General features: G+C 65.4%; 15 protein-coding genes. 8 read left to right on the forward strand and 7 right to left on the reverse strand.

Annotated features, from left to right (window positions below):
- The first annotated feature begins 164 nt into the window (after positions 1-164).
- From BTW08_RS05620 to BTW08_RS05630, 3 genes are all read left to right on the forward strand, one after another.
- Positions 165-1,550, forward strand: a complete 1,386-nt coding sequence (locus BTW08_RS05620) for an aldehyde dehydrogenase family protein (protein WP_075561535.1) — start codon at positions 165-167, stop codon at positions 1,548-1,550.
- A 69-nt stretch (positions 1,551-1,619) separates the two neighbouring features.
- Complete coding sequence (locus BTW08_RS05625; protein WP_075561536.1) at positions 1,620-2,816, forward strand: iron-containing alcohol dehydrogenase; 1,197 nt, start codon at positions 1,620-1,622, stop codon at positions 2,814-2,816.
- 48 nt (positions 2,817-2,864) lie between these two features.
- The gene (locus BTW08_RS05630) at positions 2,865-3,584 is read left to right on the forward strand and encodes a gamma-glutamyl-gamma-aminobutyrate hydrolase family protein (protein ID WP_075561537.1); all 720 of its coding nucleotides are present in this window, start codon (positions 2,865-2,867) and stop codon (positions 3,582-3,584) included.
- 40 nt (positions 3,585-3,624) lie between these two features.
- Here the strand turns inward: BTW08_RS05630 and BTW08_RS05635 are convergent, their stop codons facing one another.
- Positions 3,625-4,221, reverse strand: a complete 597-nt coding sequence (locus BTW08_RS05635) for a chorismate lyase (RefSeq protein WP_246837647.1) — start codon at positions 4,219-4,221, stop codon at positions 3,625-3,627.
- A 129-nt stretch (positions 4,222-4,350) separates the two neighbouring features.
- Here BTW08_RS05635 and BTW08_RS05640 point away from each other — a divergent pair, with 129 nt between their 5' ends.
- The 3 genes from BTW08_RS05640 to BTW08_RS05650 all read left to right on the forward strand — a co-directional run bounded on the left by BTW08_RS05640 (position 4,351) and on the right by BTW08_RS05650 (position 6,479).
- Positions 4,351-5,556 carry an FAD-dependent oxidoreductase gene (locus BTW08_RS05640; protein ID WP_075561538.1) on the forward strand — a complete coding sequence of 402 codons (1,206 nt, stop codon included), beginning with the start codon at positions 4,351-4,353 and terminating at the stop codon, positions 5,554-5,556.
- A 173-nt stretch (positions 5,557-5,729) separates the two neighbouring features.
- On the forward strand, positions 5,730-6,005 hold the full coding sequence (locus BTW08_RS05645; protein ID WP_071230476.1) for an HU family DNA-binding protein: 276 nt from the start codon (positions 5,730-5,732) through the stop codon (positions 6,003-6,005).
- 117 nt (positions 6,006-6,122) lie between these two features.
- Positions 6,123-6,479 (forward strand): hypothetical protein, encoded by a 357-nt coding sequence (locus tag BTW08_RS05650; protein WP_075561539.1) that lies wholly within the window; start codon positions 6,123-6,125, stop codon positions 6,477-6,479.
- 283 nt (positions 6,480-6,762) lie between these two features.
- On the opposite strand, the gene BTW08_RS05655 is transcribed toward BTW08_RS05650, so the two are convergent.
- From BTW08_RS05655 to trpB, 4 genes are all read right to left on the reverse strand, one after another.
- Positions 6,763-7,347, reverse strand: coding sequence for a YceI family protein (locus tag BTW08_RS05655; protein ID WP_075561540.1), 585 nt, complete (start codon positions 7,345-7,347; stop codon positions 6,763-6,765).
- A 91-nt stretch (positions 7,348-7,438) separates the two neighbouring features.
- Positions 7,439-8,146, reverse strand: a complete 708-nt coding sequence (locus BTW08_RS05660; protein WP_075561541.1) for a pirin family protein — start codon at positions 8,144-8,146, stop codon at positions 7,439-7,441.
- Between the two features lie 154 nt (positions 8,147-8,300).
- On the reverse strand, positions 8,301-9,149 hold the full coding sequence (gene trpA / locus BTW08_RS05665; protein WP_075561542.1) for a tryptophan synthase subunit alpha: 849 nt from the start codon (positions 9,147-9,149) through the stop codon (positions 8,301-8,303).
- The gene (gene trpB, locus BTW08_RS05670; protein WP_075561626.1) at positions 9,146-10,387 is read right to left on the reverse strand and encodes a tryptophan synthase subunit beta; all 1,242 of its coding nucleotides are present in this window, start codon (positions 10,385-10,387) and stop codon (positions 9,146-9,148) included. The genes trpA and trpB overlap by 4 nt, the downstream gene beginning before the upstream one ends.
- 124 nt (positions 10,388-10,511) lie before the next feature.
- On the opposite strand from trpB, the gene BTW08_RS05675 reads away from it, so the two are divergent.
- The gene (locus tag BTW08_RS05675) at positions 10,512-11,408 is read left to right on the forward strand and encodes a LysR family transcriptional regulator (RefSeq protein WP_075561543.1); all 897 of its coding nucleotides are present in this window, start codon (positions 10,512-10,514) and stop codon (positions 11,406-11,408) included.
- An 80-nt stretch (positions 11,409-11,488) separates the two neighbouring features.
- Here BTW08_RS05675 and BTW08_RS05680 read toward each other — a convergent pair whose 3' ends face one another.
- Together BTW08_RS05680 and BTW08_RS05685 are read right to left on the reverse strand one after the other, a co-directional pair.
- Positions 11,489-12,373, reverse strand: a complete 885-nt coding sequence (locus tag BTW08_RS05680) for an oxygenase MpaB family protein (protein WP_075561544.1) — start codon at positions 12,371-12,373, stop codon at positions 11,489-11,491.
- A gap of 43 nt (positions 12,374-12,416) precedes the next feature.
- Positions 12,417-13,523, reverse strand: coding sequence for a DUF4105 domain-containing protein (locus BTW08_RS05685; RefSeq protein ID WP_246837651.1), 1,107 nt, complete (start codon positions 13,521-13,523; stop codon positions 12,417-12,419).
- Positions 13,524-13,776: 253 nt separating this feature from the next.
- On the opposite strand from BTW08_RS05685, the gene yccS reads away from it, so the two are divergent.
- The gene (gene yccS / locus BTW08_RS05690; protein ID WP_246837652.1) at positions 13,777-15,981 is read left to right on the forward strand and encodes a YccS family putative transporter; all 2,205 of its coding nucleotides are present in this window, start codon (positions 13,777-13,779) and stop codon (positions 15,979-15,981) included.
- Positions 15,982-15,996: the final 15 nt, after the last annotated feature.

Genomic DNA, 15,996 nt, shown 5'->3' on the forward strand with positions numbered 1-15,996 from the left:
GCGTTGGAGCGCCTCGGAATCTGCTCATTGACACCACCAGTCAACTGCGCGATTCCTCGTTGCTCCGCCTTGCCTTGACGCCGTTCGCGTGGCCCCGCGTGAACTGGATTTCACGAAAGCGACTTTATCGAAAGCGACTTTATCGAAAGGGAGCACGCCGGATCATGACCCCACAACGTACGATTTCCCCCGTGGATGGAACGGTCTACGTCGAACGCGAGCTGGCCGATGCGGCGCACATCGAGGCCTGCGTGGCGGGTGCCGTGACGGCACAGCGCGAATGGCGCCAGACGTCGCTCGAGACCCGGGCGCGTCACTGCTCGGCGATGGTCGATGCCTTCGTCGCGCGGCGCGATCGGCTCGCCGAGGAGCTGACCTGGCAGATGGGCCGGCCGATCGCCGCGGCGGGCGGGGAGATCGGCGGGTTCGAGGAGCGCGCCCGGGGCATGATCGCGCTGGCCGAGTCGGCGCTGGCGCCGATCCGGTTGGCCGAGAAACCGGGCTTCACCCGCTACATCACCCGCGAGCCGCTGGGCGTGTCGTTGATCGTGGCGCCGTGGAATTTCCCCTTCATGACCGCCGTCAATGCGATCGTGCCGGCGATCATGGCCGGCAACGCGGTGATCCTCAAGCACTCCGCGCAGACGCCGCTGTGCGCCGAGCGAATCGCTGAGGCGTTCCAGGCCGCCGGCCTGCCCGAGGGGGTATTCCAGTTCCTGCATCTGGCCCATGCCGCCACCGAGGCGCTAATTCGCGATCCCCGGATCGATCACGTCTCGTTCACCGGCTCGCTCGGCGGTGGCGCGATGGTCGAGCGCAACGCGGCCGGGCGGTTCATCGCCACCGGTCTGGAGCTCGGGGGCAAGGATCCGGCCTATATCCGTGCCGATGTCGATCTGGACGCCGCCGTGGACGGGGTCATGGATGGCGCCTTCTTCAACTCGGGGCAGAGCTGCTGCGGGATCGAACGCATCTACGTCCATCGCGACATCAGCGAGGCGTTCATCGAGCGTGCGGTAGCCTGGGTGCGCCAGCTCGAGCTGGGCAACCCCACCGATCCCCGGACCACGCTGGGGCCAATGGTTCGCCCCGCCGCCGCCGACTTCGTGCGCGGGCAGATCGAGGAAGCGGTGGCCGCCGGGGCCAAGGCGTGGATCGACCCCGGCGAGTATCCCCTGTCCACGCCGGGCAGCGCCTATCTGGCGCCCCAGGTGCTGACCAACGTAGACCACTCGATGCGGGTCATGCGCGAGGAGAGCTTCGGACCGGTGGTGGGCATCATGACGGTGGCCGACGACGACGAGGCGGTACGCCTGATGAACGACAGCGACTTCGGCCTCACCGCGGCCGTCTTCACCCGCGATATCGCCGTCGGTGAGGCACTGGCGGCGCGGCTCGAGGCGGGTACCGTGTTCACCAATCGCTGCGACTACCTGGACCCCGAACTGGCGTGGACCGGGGTCAAGCAGTCGGGGCGCGGCTGCTCGCTGTCACGGCTGGGCTACGACACCCTGACGCGGCCCAAATCCTTCCATCTCAAACATGCCTGAGCGATGCGCCGAGAGCCCGGTCAGGGGCTCGCTCGAACGACAGCTCGGATGACAATACAGGAGAGAGTCATGAGTCGATTGGATAGCAACCGGCCGGCATTCGACACGGTCGCCGACTGGAACTACCCCACCCGCATTCTCGTCGGCGCGGGCCGCATCGCCGAACTGGCCGAAGCCTGCCGTTCGCTGGGCATGCGCGCGCCGCTGCTGGTGACCGACCCGGGGCTGGCGGCGCTGCCGATGGTGGATCAGGCGCTGGAGCAGTGCCGCGATGCCGGGCTGGAGGTCGGCTGTTTCAGCCAGATCCAGGGCAACCCGACCGGCGACAACGTCACCGCCGGCATCCGCGCCTTCCGCGAAGGCAACCACGACGGCGTGATTGCCTTCGGCGGCGGCTCGGGGCTCGACGCCGCCAAGGCCGTGGCACTGATGGCGCGCCAACGGGACGACCTGTCGCTGTGGTCGCTGGAAGATCGCGGCGACAACTGGCGCCATGCCGAGGCCGACGCCGTGCTGCCGGTGGTGGCCGTGCCCACCACGGCGGGTACCGGTTCGGAGGTCGGACGCGCCTCGGTGATCACCGATCAAAAGGCCCACGTCAAACGCATCATCTTTCACCCTCGAATGATGCCGGGGGCGGTGATTCTCGATCCCGTCCTGACCCAGGGGCTACCGGCACCGATTACCGCCGCTACCGGCATGGATGCGCTGTCCCACTGTCTCGAGGCGTGGTGCGCGCCCGGCTATCACCCTCAGGCCGAGGGCATTGCGGTGGAGGGCATGCGCCGGATTCGCGAGGCGCTGCCGCGCGCCTATCGGGATGGCAACGATCTCGAGGCGCGGCTCGACATGCTGACGGCCTCGATGATGGGCGCCGCCGCGTTCCAGCGCGGACTGGGCGCGATGCACGCGCTGGCGCACCCGCTGGGGGCGCTGTTCGACGCCCATCATGGCCTGCTCAACGCCGTGCTCATGCCCTACGTGCTGCGTGCCAACACTCCGGCGATCGGCGAGCCGATGGTGCGCATGAGCCGATATCTCGACCTTCCGGGGTCAGGCACCGCTGGTGTCATCGACTGGGTGCTGGCGCTGCGCGAGGATCTGGGAATCCCCCATACCCTGGCGGAACTGGGCATCGACGATTCCCGTGCCGAGCTCGTCGGGCGCATGGCGATCGAAGATCCTTCCGCCGGCGGCAACCCGATCCCGTTCGATGCCGACGCGTATCGGAGCCTCTTCATGGCGGCGCTCGAGGGGCGTCTGTAGCGCGGAGGCTTTTCAGCCGATTCCTTTCCATGACCCGGGAGCCCGCCGATGCGTATCGGTCTGTTGCAGTGCGATGACGTCGACCCGGCGCTGCGCGCGCGCCATGGCAACTATCCGGCGATGTTCGAGCAGCTGTTTCGAAGCATCGACCCGACGCTGGAGTTCCAGGTCTGGCGCTGTCTGGATGGCGAACTGCCGGCGGATATCGAAGCCGTGGACGCCTGGTTGACCACGGGCTCCAAGTTCGGGGTCAACGATGGCGAACCCTGGATCGAAGCGCTCTGTGGCTGGGTGCGCGAGCTGTGGGCGGCACGCAAGCCGCTGGTGGGCATCTGCTTCGGCCATCAGCTGATCGCCAGGGCGCTGGGCGGCGAAGTCGCCCAGCATCAGCGCGGCTGGGGCGTCGGTGTCTCCTTCAATCAGGTGACGCGGCAGGCCGAGTGGATGGTGCCGCAACAGGCCGGGCTCGATCTGGTGGTCAGTCATCAGGATCAGGTCGTGACGCTGCCGCCGGGCGCTGAAGTGCTGGCGGGGAGCAATTTCTGCCCTTACTACCTGATGCAGATGGGCGAATGTTTCCTCGGCGTGCAGGGGCATCCGGAATTTTCCAGAGCGTACTCGGCCGACCTGATGGCGCTGCGGCGCGGCAAGATCCCCGACAATCGGCTCCGGGAGGGTTTGGCGTCGCTGCAGGCCGAGGTCGACGATCGGCAAGTGGTGCGCTGGATTCTGGCGTTCCTGCGGCAGGCGATTGCCCGGCGATCGTGAAGGCTATCTCTCGATCTGTGTTGGCGAACCGCCATCGAGGCTAGCGAGTGACGGACAGGCCCAGATCCTCGGCCATTTCATACCGAAAACACTCCTGAACCAGCAGCTGGATGCCGCCGTGGCGAAAACGCGAGCGCCGCAGCCATAGTCCATCGCATAGCCCCTCGCATAGCCCTTCGCCGCCGGGTGAGACCCGTGCCACCTCGATCGGGTCGCGGGCGAGGTCCGGCTGCGCGAACAGCCAGCTGCCCAGCGAGCGTTCCCCCAGCGTGCGCAGGCGACGGCAGCCGATGCGGTCCAGCGGGGCGATCGAGCGTGCCGAGACCCAGGGCCGATCGCCGCTCATCAGCATCACTTCGCGCACCCAGGCCACCTCGGTGAGCGCCAGTCCCAGCGCTCGGGCTTCGTCGCGCCGCGGTCGCTCGACGCCCTGATGCATCAGCTTGACCCGAAACGGACGCTCGGAGGCCGCGATCAGCCGCGCGGTCAACGAGTCGGTGGACGCCACCCACTGCCACCAGTCGGCGCTCATGCGAGGGCGGTGAACAGCGGCGGGGGACCAGCGAACCCAGCGCCAGGAGCGTTCGGCAGGAGAGAGGGCGTGGCAGAGAGCGTGACAGTGACGGGCTGGGGGCACGCGAAACAACTCCATGAGTACCATGAAAGAACTCTCCCGAAGCACGCCGGCCGGCGCGTGGCGGCACGGTCGAGAGGCGGCGTAGTGTACCATGGCGCTTCGTAACGACCGACCGAACGAGCTCCTGCCATGCGCCAATTCGAGCAAGCGTCAACGCCACTCACCATCATCGGTACCGGGATGGCGGGTCTGAGCCTGGCCCGGGCGGTTCGCAGCCGTGATACCGCACGGCGGATCACCCTGATCAGCGCCGATAGCGGCGACGAATACGCCAAGCCGCTGCTCTCCAGCGCCTTCACCAAGCGTCAGACGGCCGAGGCGCTGGTGGTTCGCGATGCGGTGGGCATTGCCGAATCGCTGAACGCGCAGATCCGCACCCATACCCTCGTCGAGGCGATCGATACGACCCGCCAGCGCCTGCATATCGGCGCAGAAACGCTCCCCTACGGCCAGCTGGTGCTGGCGACCGGCGCCGCGCCCCGGCAGCCGTTCGAGCTGGACCCGGCACTGCGGGGGCGGGTCTTCCAGATCAACGATCTCGACGACTACCGGCGTTTGCGCGGCGTGCTGGATCGTCACCCCGAGCGCCAGGCTCGCATCGCTATCATCGGCGCCGGGCTGGTGGGCTGCGAGTTTGCCAACGATCTCCATGCCGGGGGCCATCGGGTGGCGCTGGTCGCTCCCGAGGCGACGCCGCTGCCGCGACTGCTGCCGGCCGCGCTGGGGCGGGCGTTGGGCGAGGCCTTCGCGGCAGCGGGAATTGATCTCGCCTTCGAGCGTCACCTGACGACGCTTCACGACGACGGCGAAGGCGTGACCCTGACGCTGGACGACGGCGAGACGCTGGAGGCGGACCTGGTCCTGGTCGCGACCGGGCTGACGTCCCGTACGGCACTGGCCGAGGCCGCGGGACTGGCGGTATCGCCAGCGGGCATCCTGACCGACCGACGGCTGGCTACCAGCGATCCGGCTATCTTCGCGCTGGGCGACAGCGCCTGTGTCGGTGGCCTCGGGGCTCGCTCCGACGACGGCCTGAACGCGATGTACGTGCAGCCACTGCAGGCCAGCGCCAGGGCGCTGGCCGCGACGCTCACCGGTACGCCAACTCCGGTCGCGTACGGCGCCTGGCCGGTGATGGTCAAGACACCGCTGCTGCCGATTGCCGCGCTGCCGCCGCGAGAGCCGCCGGATCACTGGCGGATCGAGGGAGAAGCCGGCGATTTCAGTGCCCTGGCCGAGGACGAGAATGGCCGGCTGCTGGGGTTTGCGCTCACCGGACGCTGCGTTCGTCGTAAAGTCGAACTGGCGCGAGCGGCCCCCCCGTTGCTAGGCTAGCTTCGATGGCTGCGGGTATGTCAGCCATGAATCGTTACCTGATGCTGGACAAACCGCGCCCCGAGCTGCCTATTATGCGCTCGGAGGGCATCTTGTCCCTCATCGAGAACAACAACTCGTTTGATATGCGAGGCGTGTGTCAGGTAACGCCATTGCCAAATTAGGAGGGCTCTATGCGTAAGCCAGAACTCGCTGCGGCGATTGCCGAGCGTGCGGATCTTTCGAAGGACAAGGCCAGTCAGGTGCTGAACGTCATTCTCGACGAAATCACCGGTACGGTTTCCAAAGGTAGCGATGTCACGTTGATCGGTTTCGGTTCATTCACGGTTCGCGAGCGCGCCGCACGGACGGGCAAAAACCCGCAGACTGGCAAGCCGTTGGACATTCCGGCCAGCAAGACCGTGGCCTTCAAGCCCGGTAAAGCTCTCAAGGACGCCGTTAGCAAGTAATTCCGGGTTTTGAGTCGTTCGTCGATACGATGAGCGAAACGATAGCCGGTCCGCCGCAAGGGCGGGTCGGCATTTTCCCGCCATATTCCCAATCCCGTTTGGTTCGTGCGAGGTGGCATGAAGCTCAAGTTGATGCTCTGGTGGCTTGGCGTGATGCTCAAGCGCGCACGTTCGCGCAAGGCCGCGTTTCGCGACACGTTGGAAAGACTTCAGCGATTCGACTGGGGCGTTGCGACCGAAGATCTGTCGATCGCTCGTCACTATCGGATGACGCCACAGGCGGTTCAGAGCGGTGTCGGGTTGCCGGTGGATCTGGCGCTGGAACTGCGTTTCCGTGATGCCGACAGTGCCACGCGCTTTTTGCGCAAACCTTCCCAGCGTGCCTTTCGCGAAGGCCTGTTCGACGGGCGATTGCGGCTGGTTGGGGATTCCCGCGATCTCGAGCGATTGCAGAGTCTGCTGAAGCATCTGTAAGCGAACTCCAGCGTCGTTCTTTAGCGCCTGCTTCAGCGTCGTCTCCAGCGTCTTTCTCTGGACGTCTTTCTCTAGACGTCTTCCTTAGGGGGCTTCTTTCAGAGTCTTCCTTTCCCGCCGCTTCCACCGGTCGTTTCGATAACGCCGATGCCGGCCGCGAGAAAAACTGCCCACCCCTGGCCTGTTGGCAGCGATGGGCAGTCTCGATAAACCCTGAAGCGTTTTCTTGTCAGAGCCGTCGCAAACTACTTCGAATCGAGCGACGGGCTCCGGGTAAGCGCGTTTACTGAGCGGCTTCGGCCTCGCTGGAGATCTCGATGTTGATCTCGTCGCTGACGTCGGGCACGTACTGATCCATACCGAAATCGCTGCGCTTGATGAGGGTCGTGGCGTCGAAGCCCAGCGCCGGCACATTGGCCATGGGATGATTACCCGCCTTGTTGAGCGTGGCGTGCAGCACGACCGGCTTGGTGACGCCCTTGATGGTCAGATCGCCATGAACGTCGTATTGATCGTCGCCGGTCGACTCGATTGCGGTGCTCTTGAAAGTGGCGTCGGGATATTGCGCGACATCGAAGTATTCGGCGCCCAGGAACTCCTCGTTTAGCGCCGGCACCTTGGTATCCACGCTCTTGACCGGAATGGTCACGTCGACGCTGGAGTTCGACACGTCGTCTTCGTCGAACTGGATGGTACCCTTCACGTCCGAGAACGTTGCCGTCGGATGGGAGAATCCGAAGTGGGCCCAGGAAACCACCACGCTGGTATGCGTGGGATCCATCTGGTAAGTCGTGGTGTCCGCCATCGCGCTGGCGCTTGCGGTCCCCGCGAGGAGGGCCAGGGCCAGAGTCGCCTGTTTCAGAATCATTGATTAGCTCCGTTGATCAAAGTCTTGGCTATCGGTTTGCTCGAACTGGCGGCCGTGAACGGCCGCCACCCTCGATATTCAGGTCTTGCTATCAGGACATGGCCGGGAGATCGAACACCAGCACTTCGGCGTCCTTCCCGTTGTCTATCGTCACGCCGGGCTCGTCCACGAGCATCAAGGCATCGCCGCCTTCAAGCGCCTGGCCATTGACCGTCACGCTTCCCCTGACCACATGCACGTAGCTCTGGCGACCGTCCGACAATGCCAGTTCTGCACGCTCGTCGCCATCGAGTAGCGAGGCGTAGATGAAGGCGTCCTGCTGCAGCGTGAGCGAACCATCGCGGCCGTCCGGCGACAGAATCAGACACAGTCTGCCGCGCTTGTCGGCGTCGGTGAAATCCTTCTCGGCGTAGTTCGGCGTTAGGCCGCGCTCCCTCGGAAACAGCCAGATCTGCAGGAAGTGTACCGGTTCGCTGGCAGAGTGATTGAACTCGCTGTGCTCGACGCCGGTGCCGGTGGTCATGATCTGGACTCGCCCCGGGCCGATCGAGGAACCGTTGCCCAGCGTGTCCTTGTGGCCCAGCTCGCCGCTCAACACGTACGAGAAAATCTCCATGTCCTGATGGCCGTGCTGGCCGAAGCCCTGCCCCGGCGCCACGCGATCCTCGTTGATCACTCGCAGCGCGCTGAAGTGAATGTGGCCGGGATCGTGATAGCCGGCGAACGAGAACGAGTGATAGCTCTTGAGCCAGCCGTGATCGGCATAACCGCGTTCGTTGCTGGGTCGAATCGTCAACATGTCCGTCTCCTCTCAGAGAGCACCGCCGATCTTGCCCGGGTGCGATGAGACGAGTTTACCGACTAAATAATCGAACAAAAGTGCGTTAATACGCATATTTCAGCGCATAAAAACGAAAGGTCGCGGTGCGGTCGGGCTTCCATCGGGCTCGGTTTCAGCGTGCTGCCTGAATCGCCTCGGCCAATGCTTCGACAAGTGCCAAAGCCGATTCCACCCCGTCTTCCGCGAGCCGCTCGACGAGAGCGCTGCCGACGACCACGGCATCGGCAATTCGGGCAACGGCGGCGGCCGTGTCGCCATCGCGCACCCCGAAGCCGACGGCGACGGGCAGGGATGTCTGCTGTCTGAGCTCACCGATCGAATCGCCCAGTGAGGCTGCGATATCGAGTCGCTGGCTGCCGGTGACGCCGTTGAAGGCGATCCGGTAGACGAAGCCGTCGCCCTGAGCCAGCAGCGCGGGTAGTCGCTCGGGGGGCGTGGTCGGGGCGACCAGCGGAATCCGCGCCAGCCCCAGGTCACGCGCTTTCGCTGTCAGCGCGGCGCCATGTTCCGGCGGCAGATCGACCAGAATCAGACCGTCGACGCCAGCGTCGGCTGCCGCCTGCAGAAAGCGATCCTCACCGACGCGCTGGATTGGATTGAGATAGCCCATCAGCACGATCGGGGTGTCGGCGTCTCGTTCCCGGAAATCCCGCACCATGTCCAGCGTCAGAGCCAGTGTCTGGCCGTTCGCCAGGGCTCGATCACCGGCGCGCTGAATCGCTACGCCGTCGGCCATCGGGTCGCTGAACGGCATGCCCAGCTCGATGATGTCTGCCCCCGCCTGGGGTAGCCGCTCGAGTAGCTGGCGGGATTGTTCGAGATCGGGATCGCCGGCCATGACGTAGGTGACCAGCGCGGCGCGATTTTCTTCACGCAGCGTCGCAAAACGTCGCGCCAGGCGGGAATCGGTATTCAACGTCTCGGTATTCAATGTCTCAGTATTCAAAGGCGTCGCACTCATGATCCGGCCTCCTCGGGCATCAGATGGCGGGTGATGGTGTCCATGTCCTTGTCGCCGCGGCCGCTTAGGCAGACCACGATGACCTGATCCGGTCCCTGCGCCGCCGCCAATCGGCCGGCGTGATGGAGCGCGTGGGCGGATTCCAGGGCCGGAAGAATGCCCTCCAGCCGGCAGCAGAGACTGACGGCTTCCAGCGCCTCGTCGTCGGTGACCGCGACGTAGCTCGCCCGGCCGCTGTCGTGCAAATAGGCGTGCTCGGGGCCGACACCGGGATAGTCGAGCCCGGCGGAGATCGAGTGGGCGTCGAGAATCTGGCCGTGATCGTCCTGCAGCAGATAGGTGCGATTGCCGTGCAGAATACCGGGCGCGCCACCATTGATGCTGGCGGCGTGGCGGCCGCTCTCCAGCCCTTCCCCGGCCGCTTCGACGCCGACCATGGCGACGTCGTCGTCGAGGAAAGCGTGGAACAGCCCCATGGCGTTGGAGCCGCCGCCGACGCAGGCGACCAGCGTGTCCGGCAGACGGGCCTGTGTCGCCAGCAGTTGCTCGCGGGTCTCGACGCCGATCACCGACTGGAAGTCCCGCACCATGCGCGGATAGGGCGCCGGACCCGCTACGGTGCCGATGATGTAGAAGGTGTCGTCGACATGGGCGACCCAGTCGCGCAGCGCCTCGTTCATGGCGTCCTTGAGCGTCGCCGTGCCGCTATGGACGGGCACGATCTCGGCACCGAGCAGATGCATGCGCTGGACATTGGGCTGCTGGCGCTCGATGTCTGTCGCGCCCATGTAGATCACGCAGGGCAGGCCGAGTCGCGCCGCCACCGTGGCGACGGCGACCCCGTGCATGCCGGCGCCGGTCTCGGCGATCAGCCGCCGGCGACCCATACGTTGGGCCAGCAGGCCCTGGCCGAGGGCGTTGTTGATCTTGTGCGCGCCGGTGTGGTTCAGATCCTCGCGCTTGAGATAGATCCTCGCGCCGCCGAAGTGCTCGGTCAGGCGTTCGGCAAAATAGAGCGGCGTGGCGCGACCGACGTAGTCGCGCTGAAGCTCCTGCAGTCGGCTCTGAAAGGCCGGGTCGGCGCGCGCCTCGTCATAGGCGGCTTCGATCTCGGCGATCAGCGGCATCAGGGTTTCGGCGACGTAGCGTCCGCCGTAGCCGTGCTGTTGCTGATTGCCGTCGCCGTCATTCGGGCTGGCGCCGAAAAAACCATTCTCGTCGGGAATATCCCTCGTCATCGAGCTCATCGGTCATTTCCTGTCGGTCGATTCGATGGCGTCAGATTAGGCTGGTAGCGCAATACGGAAAATCGATAAACTCTCCCCGTTCTGTGAGTAAAAATCACCTATCAAAGGGAGTGAAATGGTCACACTACCCCCGCTCAATGCGCTGCGCGCGTTCGAATCAACCGCCCGGCTGGGCAGCGTGACGGCCGCCGCGCGCGAACTGCACGTCACCCACGGCGCCGTCAGCCGTCAGCTCCGCACGCTAGAACAGCATTTCGGCGCGGCGCTGTTCGACAAGGCGGGGCGGGGAATCGTGCTGACCGTTCACGGTCGGGAACTGTATCAGTCGGTCGGTGAGGCTTTCTCACGCTTGAACGAGGGCTGCGTGGCGCTCAGACGGCGTCTCGACGAGGCGCCGTTCACGCTGGCCTGTCCGGGAAGTCTGCTCGCCCGCTGGCTGATCCCGCGACTCGACCGGCTCAATGCCGATCTGCCGGAATTGCGCCTGCGGGTGGTTTCCAGCGAGCACGAGCTCGATCCGAGGCGCGAGGATGTCGATGCCACGCTGCGCTTCGCCGCGCCGCCGTGGCCTGACGACATCACGGTGATCCCGCTGATGCCGGAGCGCATCGTCGCGGTGGCGACACCGGAGATATGGACGACGGCGGCGAAGGGCTCGGCCAGGGCAATGCTCGAGCGCCTCACGCTGCTGGATACGGCCTCACGCCCGCAAGCCTGGCCCGAATGGACAGCGGCCATGGGCGTCGAGGAAGAGACGCTTGCGGCGGCGCGGGCCAAGGGACGCAGCTTCGAGCATCTCTACTATCTGCTGGAAGCCGCGCTGGCCGGGCTGGGTGTCGCCATCGCCCCGCAGCTATTGGTGGCAGCCGAGCTGCGCCAGGGCCGCCTGATATCGCCTTGGCCCGCCATCGAAACCTCCGCGTCGCTGGGGCTGTGGCTGGCCCCGGGCGCCGATACCCGGCGCGGCCAGCGCCTCGCCGAGTGGCTGCGTCGCGAGCTGGCCGAGGCATAGTAATGGAACTTAGTGTCGGGGCTTAGGCAGGGGCTTAGGCAGGGGCTTGGTTAGTGCCGGAGCTCAGTTAGTACCGAGCCTCAGTGCCTAGCCTGCTCGCGTGCCTGCATGCGTTCCATGGCGCGACGATAGGAGCCGTTGCGCACCGCCCAGCGCACCACCGGGGCGATGGTGCGGATGCTGGAACGTACGGCGTGACGCTCGAGCGTCGACATCTCGAGGCTCAGCAGTGTCGCTGCCCAGGGTGGCAATAGATCGATGCCGGCACGCATGAACAGCGCCCCGGCGGGGCGAATGATCGGGCTCGGCGGCAGCGCGTGCAGCAGCACGTCGATCACGTCGCGCGTCCGCGAATCGCAGACCAGGTAGCGGCGCTGATGGTCCAGATAGGCCTCGATGGCCGCTCGGCTCCTGGGAACGTCGCGTGCGCCGAGTGCTTCCGCCACGCGTGCGGTCTCGGCGAAATAGCGATCCTGATCGGCAAGGCTCAGATCCGGATTGCGATAGCGCCGGTGCGCGGCCAGAAATCGACTCATCTCGGCGACGTGCACCCACACCAGCAGCTCGGGGTCATTGGCGGCGTAGGGCGTGCCATCGGCGGCGTGGCCGCTGACCCCATCGTGGACCCGCCGGACTCGATCGAGGATGCGTTCGGCGTCGTCGCGGGAGCCGAAAGTGGTGACGGCGATGAACTGGCTGGTACGGCGCAGTCGGCCGATCATGTCCTGACGGAAGTTGGAGTGGTCCCAGATGCCGGCCAGCGCCAGCGGGTGCAGCATCTGCAGCAGCAGCGCGCTGACGCCGCCGCACATCATCGGCGTGAACTCGCCGTGGACTTTCCACGCCACGGTTTCCGGTCCGAATAGACCCGGATCGCCCTTGGGCTGGGTGTAGTCCACGCCGCCCAGCGTGCGCCCGGTGAGGTGGCTGATGCGATTTTCGATGGCGTCACGCAGGGAAGTCATGGCATTGAGATCATGTTATTGGGGTCATGTTATTAAGCTCAGTTCAGGGCGACGAGGCAGGGATGATCTCGCCATCGGCAGCGGGAACACCGTCGCGGATGGCGCGGGAGAAGGCCTCGCTCCCCGCATTGTACGGAATCTCCCGGGCGCGCAGATCGATATACCCCCGACTGCGCAGGAACTCGAGCGGGTGGCTCGTGTCCAGCCCGCCGATATCGTAGACGTATTCCGGCAGATAGCCGGAGAGAATCAGCCGAATATCCCGGGGCAGTCCGGGCACGATCTTGTCGACCATGTCGAACACGATGGTGGTGCAGTTGCTGGTCAGGGTGTTGTAGAACTCAGGTGTCTGACGCAGTCGCTCGGCTTCGTCGAGATAAGCCAGGAACAGTTCGCGACGCGCCTGGGGGGTTAGTCCGACGCGATAGAGATAGACGTCTTCCTCGCGCACGTTGCTGCGCAGGCGCAGGATATCGTTCTCGTCGGCGGCGATCAGGTTGAGCTCGAACTGCTTGAAGAAGCCACCGCTGATGGAAAATGCCTCGTTCTTCTCGCGCCGGATCTCCACCGAAAACGTCAGATGCCGGCCGTCGTCGAAACCGAAGGTAACCAGGGTGTGGGCGATCGCCGGCCCCATCCAGTAGGAGACCACCATATCCACCGCGTCGAGCCGAGAGAGGTCGTACTCGCGAGTTTCCCAGCGCGGTATCGCCGTATCCGGCGTCTGCCACTCGAAGTCGCGCACGTTGTGAAGCGTGATCCGGTCGCCGTCGCGTTCGACCGCCAGTTGCCGCGCCACGTCCGGCGCCCACTCGCGATCGTTGCTGGGCTCGAGACTTTGCCACCAGCTAACCAGGACGACCAGGGCCAGCGTGAACGTCAGCCGAATCGCCAGGGCCACGCGGTCTCTGCGCGATTGGCGAGGTGAATCCCGGCGGACCCGCCATGGCGCGATCAGCGCCGCGCCGCCGATCAGCACCCACGCGGCAATGACGACAACGACGAGCGGGCGCGGCCCCGGCAGCTCGAAATGCAGCGCGAGTGCACCCCAGCCGATCACGCTCAGCATCACCACGGCACGCAGCAGCTGAGCCCCGAACCCCAGCGCGCGTCTTACGCCGGTTCGATGCGAATTCCTGGTCGGTCCCACGCTTTTCCTCTGCCGTCTGCTAAATCCCGATCATGCCGAAGTCCAGGGTCGGGATAAAGGCAAAAGACGTTGCGGCCGACAGGATCAAGGACGTTATACTAAAGTCTAAGCGCTGGTCAGGTTCTCTATCCGTTCACCGTCGGCGGTATCTGTTCCCGCTGAGGCGAGCGCGCTATCGTGACGGCATAACCATAATCCTGGAGAGACCGAAATTTCCGATTCGTTTTCCCACTCCCTGCGCCAGCTGTGGACGTTGGACAAGTTTGCCTACAGCTTCCGGGTATTTCTGGCGTTCAGCGGCGCCATCGCGCTGAGCTGGTCCCAAGACCAGATCGCGCTCGCCATCCCGCTGTTTCTGGGTATCATCGCCAGCGCGCTGTCCGAGACCGACGACAACTGGGAAGGTCGCGTCCGCGCCCTGCTGGTCACGCTGGTCTGCTTTCTGGTCGCCTCGAGCTCGGTGGAGCTGCTGTTTCCCTGGCCCTGGCTGTTCGCCCCCGGCCTGGCGCTGTCGGCGTTCACCTTCATCATGCTCGGCGCCGTCGAGCAGCGCTACGCCACCATCGCCTCGGCAACGCTGATCCTGTCGGTCTATTCGATGATCAACATCGAGCAGCACGGCGGCACCACCGACGGCAATTTCTGGCATCAGCCGCTGCTGCTGGTCGCGGGCGCCGCCTGGTACGGGCTGATCTCGGTGATCTGGTGTGCGCTGTTCTCGCGCCAGCCGGTCAAGCAGAGCATGGCCCAGCTGTATCGGGAGCTGGGGGAATACCTGATCATCAAGGCGACGCTGTTCGAGCCGCTGCGCGGGGTCGATGTCGAAAGCCGACGGGTGGCGCTGGCCCGCCAGAACGGCCGCGTGGTGACCGCGCTCAACCAGGCCAAGGAGATGATCTTCCGCCGGCTCGAGGGCCAGCGCGGCAGCCGCAAGCTCAACCGTTACCTGCGGCTCTACTTCATTGCCCAGGACATCCACGAGCGGGTCAGCGCCTCTCACTACCCCTATTCCGCGCTGTCGGAGGCGTTCTTCCACCACGACGTGCTGTTCCGCTGTCAGCGCCTGCTCGACCAGCAAGGCCGGGCCTGCAAGCGGCTGGCCAAGGCGCTGCTGCTGCGTCAGCCGTTCGAGCACGGCCAGAGCGAGCAGGCGCTGGAGGATCTGCGCGCCTCGATCGTCTATCTGCGCGCCCAGCGCAATCCGGCATGGACCCCGCTGCTGCGCTCGCTGCAGGCGCTGGGCCGCAATCTGGCGACGCTGGAGGATCAGCTCTCCAGCGCCCACAATCCGGACGCCGTGGCCGATCAGAAGGACGCGACGCTGTTCAATCGCTCGCCGCGCAGCTTCAAGGACGCCTGGGAGCGCATCCGGCTCAACCTGACCCCGGGTTCGCCGACCTTTCGCCACGCGCTGCGGCTGTCGACGGCACTGCTGGTAGGTTACGGCGTGCTGCATCTGGTCCATCCGACGCAAGGGTACTGGATCCTGCTGACCACGTTGTTCGTGTGCCGGCCCAACTTCGGGGCGACGCGGCGCTTCCTGCGTCAGCGCATCGTCGGCACGGTGCTGGGTCTGGTGGTCGGCTGGGCGCTGATCAGCCTGTTCCCGAATCCGCTGATCCAGTCGTTGATCGCGGTGGTCGCCGGCGTCACCTTCTTCGCCAATCGCGAAAAGCACTACGTGATTGCCACCGCCGCCATCACCACGCTGGTGCTGAGCAGCTTCAACCAGGTCGGCGACGGCTTCGATCTGATCCTGCCGCGACTGATCGATACCCTGATCGGCGCGTTGATCTCGGGCCTGGCGGTGTTCTTCATCCTGCCGGACTGGCAGGGGCGGCGGCTGCACAAGGTCGCCGCCACGGCGCTGACCAACAGCACGCTCTACCTGCGCGAGATCATCCATCAGTACGAAGCCGGCAAGCAGGACGATCTCGCCTACCGGCTGGCCCGGCGCAACGCTCACAATGCCGATGCCGCGCTCTCCACGGTGCTGGCCAACATGCTGCAGGAGCCGGGTCATTATCGGAAGAAGGATGCCGACGAGGGCTTTCGCTTTCTGGTCGTCTCCCACACCCTGCTGGGCTATCTCTCGGCGCTGGGCGCGCATCGGGGCACGCTGACGCCGACCGAGGCCGACGCCGATATCCATGCCGCCGCCCGGCGTATCGCCGATGGTTTCGATTCGATCGCCGCCAGTCTCACCTCACGCCAGCCGATCCCCGAGCTCAAGAACGAGCAGAGCGCTCTGATGGTGATCTTCGAGCAGGAGCCCGCCGCCGCCCAGGATGACGCCGACGACGAGCGCCGCGTGATCCAGACCCAGCTGCTGCACATTAGTCGCCAGCTGGTGCCGATGAGCGAGGCGGCAGGGCGGCTGGTGGCGCGGCCGGATGAAACGTCGAATGCGATGAACGGTGTCGAGAAGGACGCCGGGAACGTCTCCGAGCGAACTTGAAACAGCCCGTGTTTG

Source organism: Salinicola sp. MH3R3-1 (assembly GCF_001937155.1).
GTDB lineage: Bacteria > Pseudomonadota > Gammaproteobacteria > Pseudomonadales > Halomonadaceae > Salinicola > Salinicola halophyticus.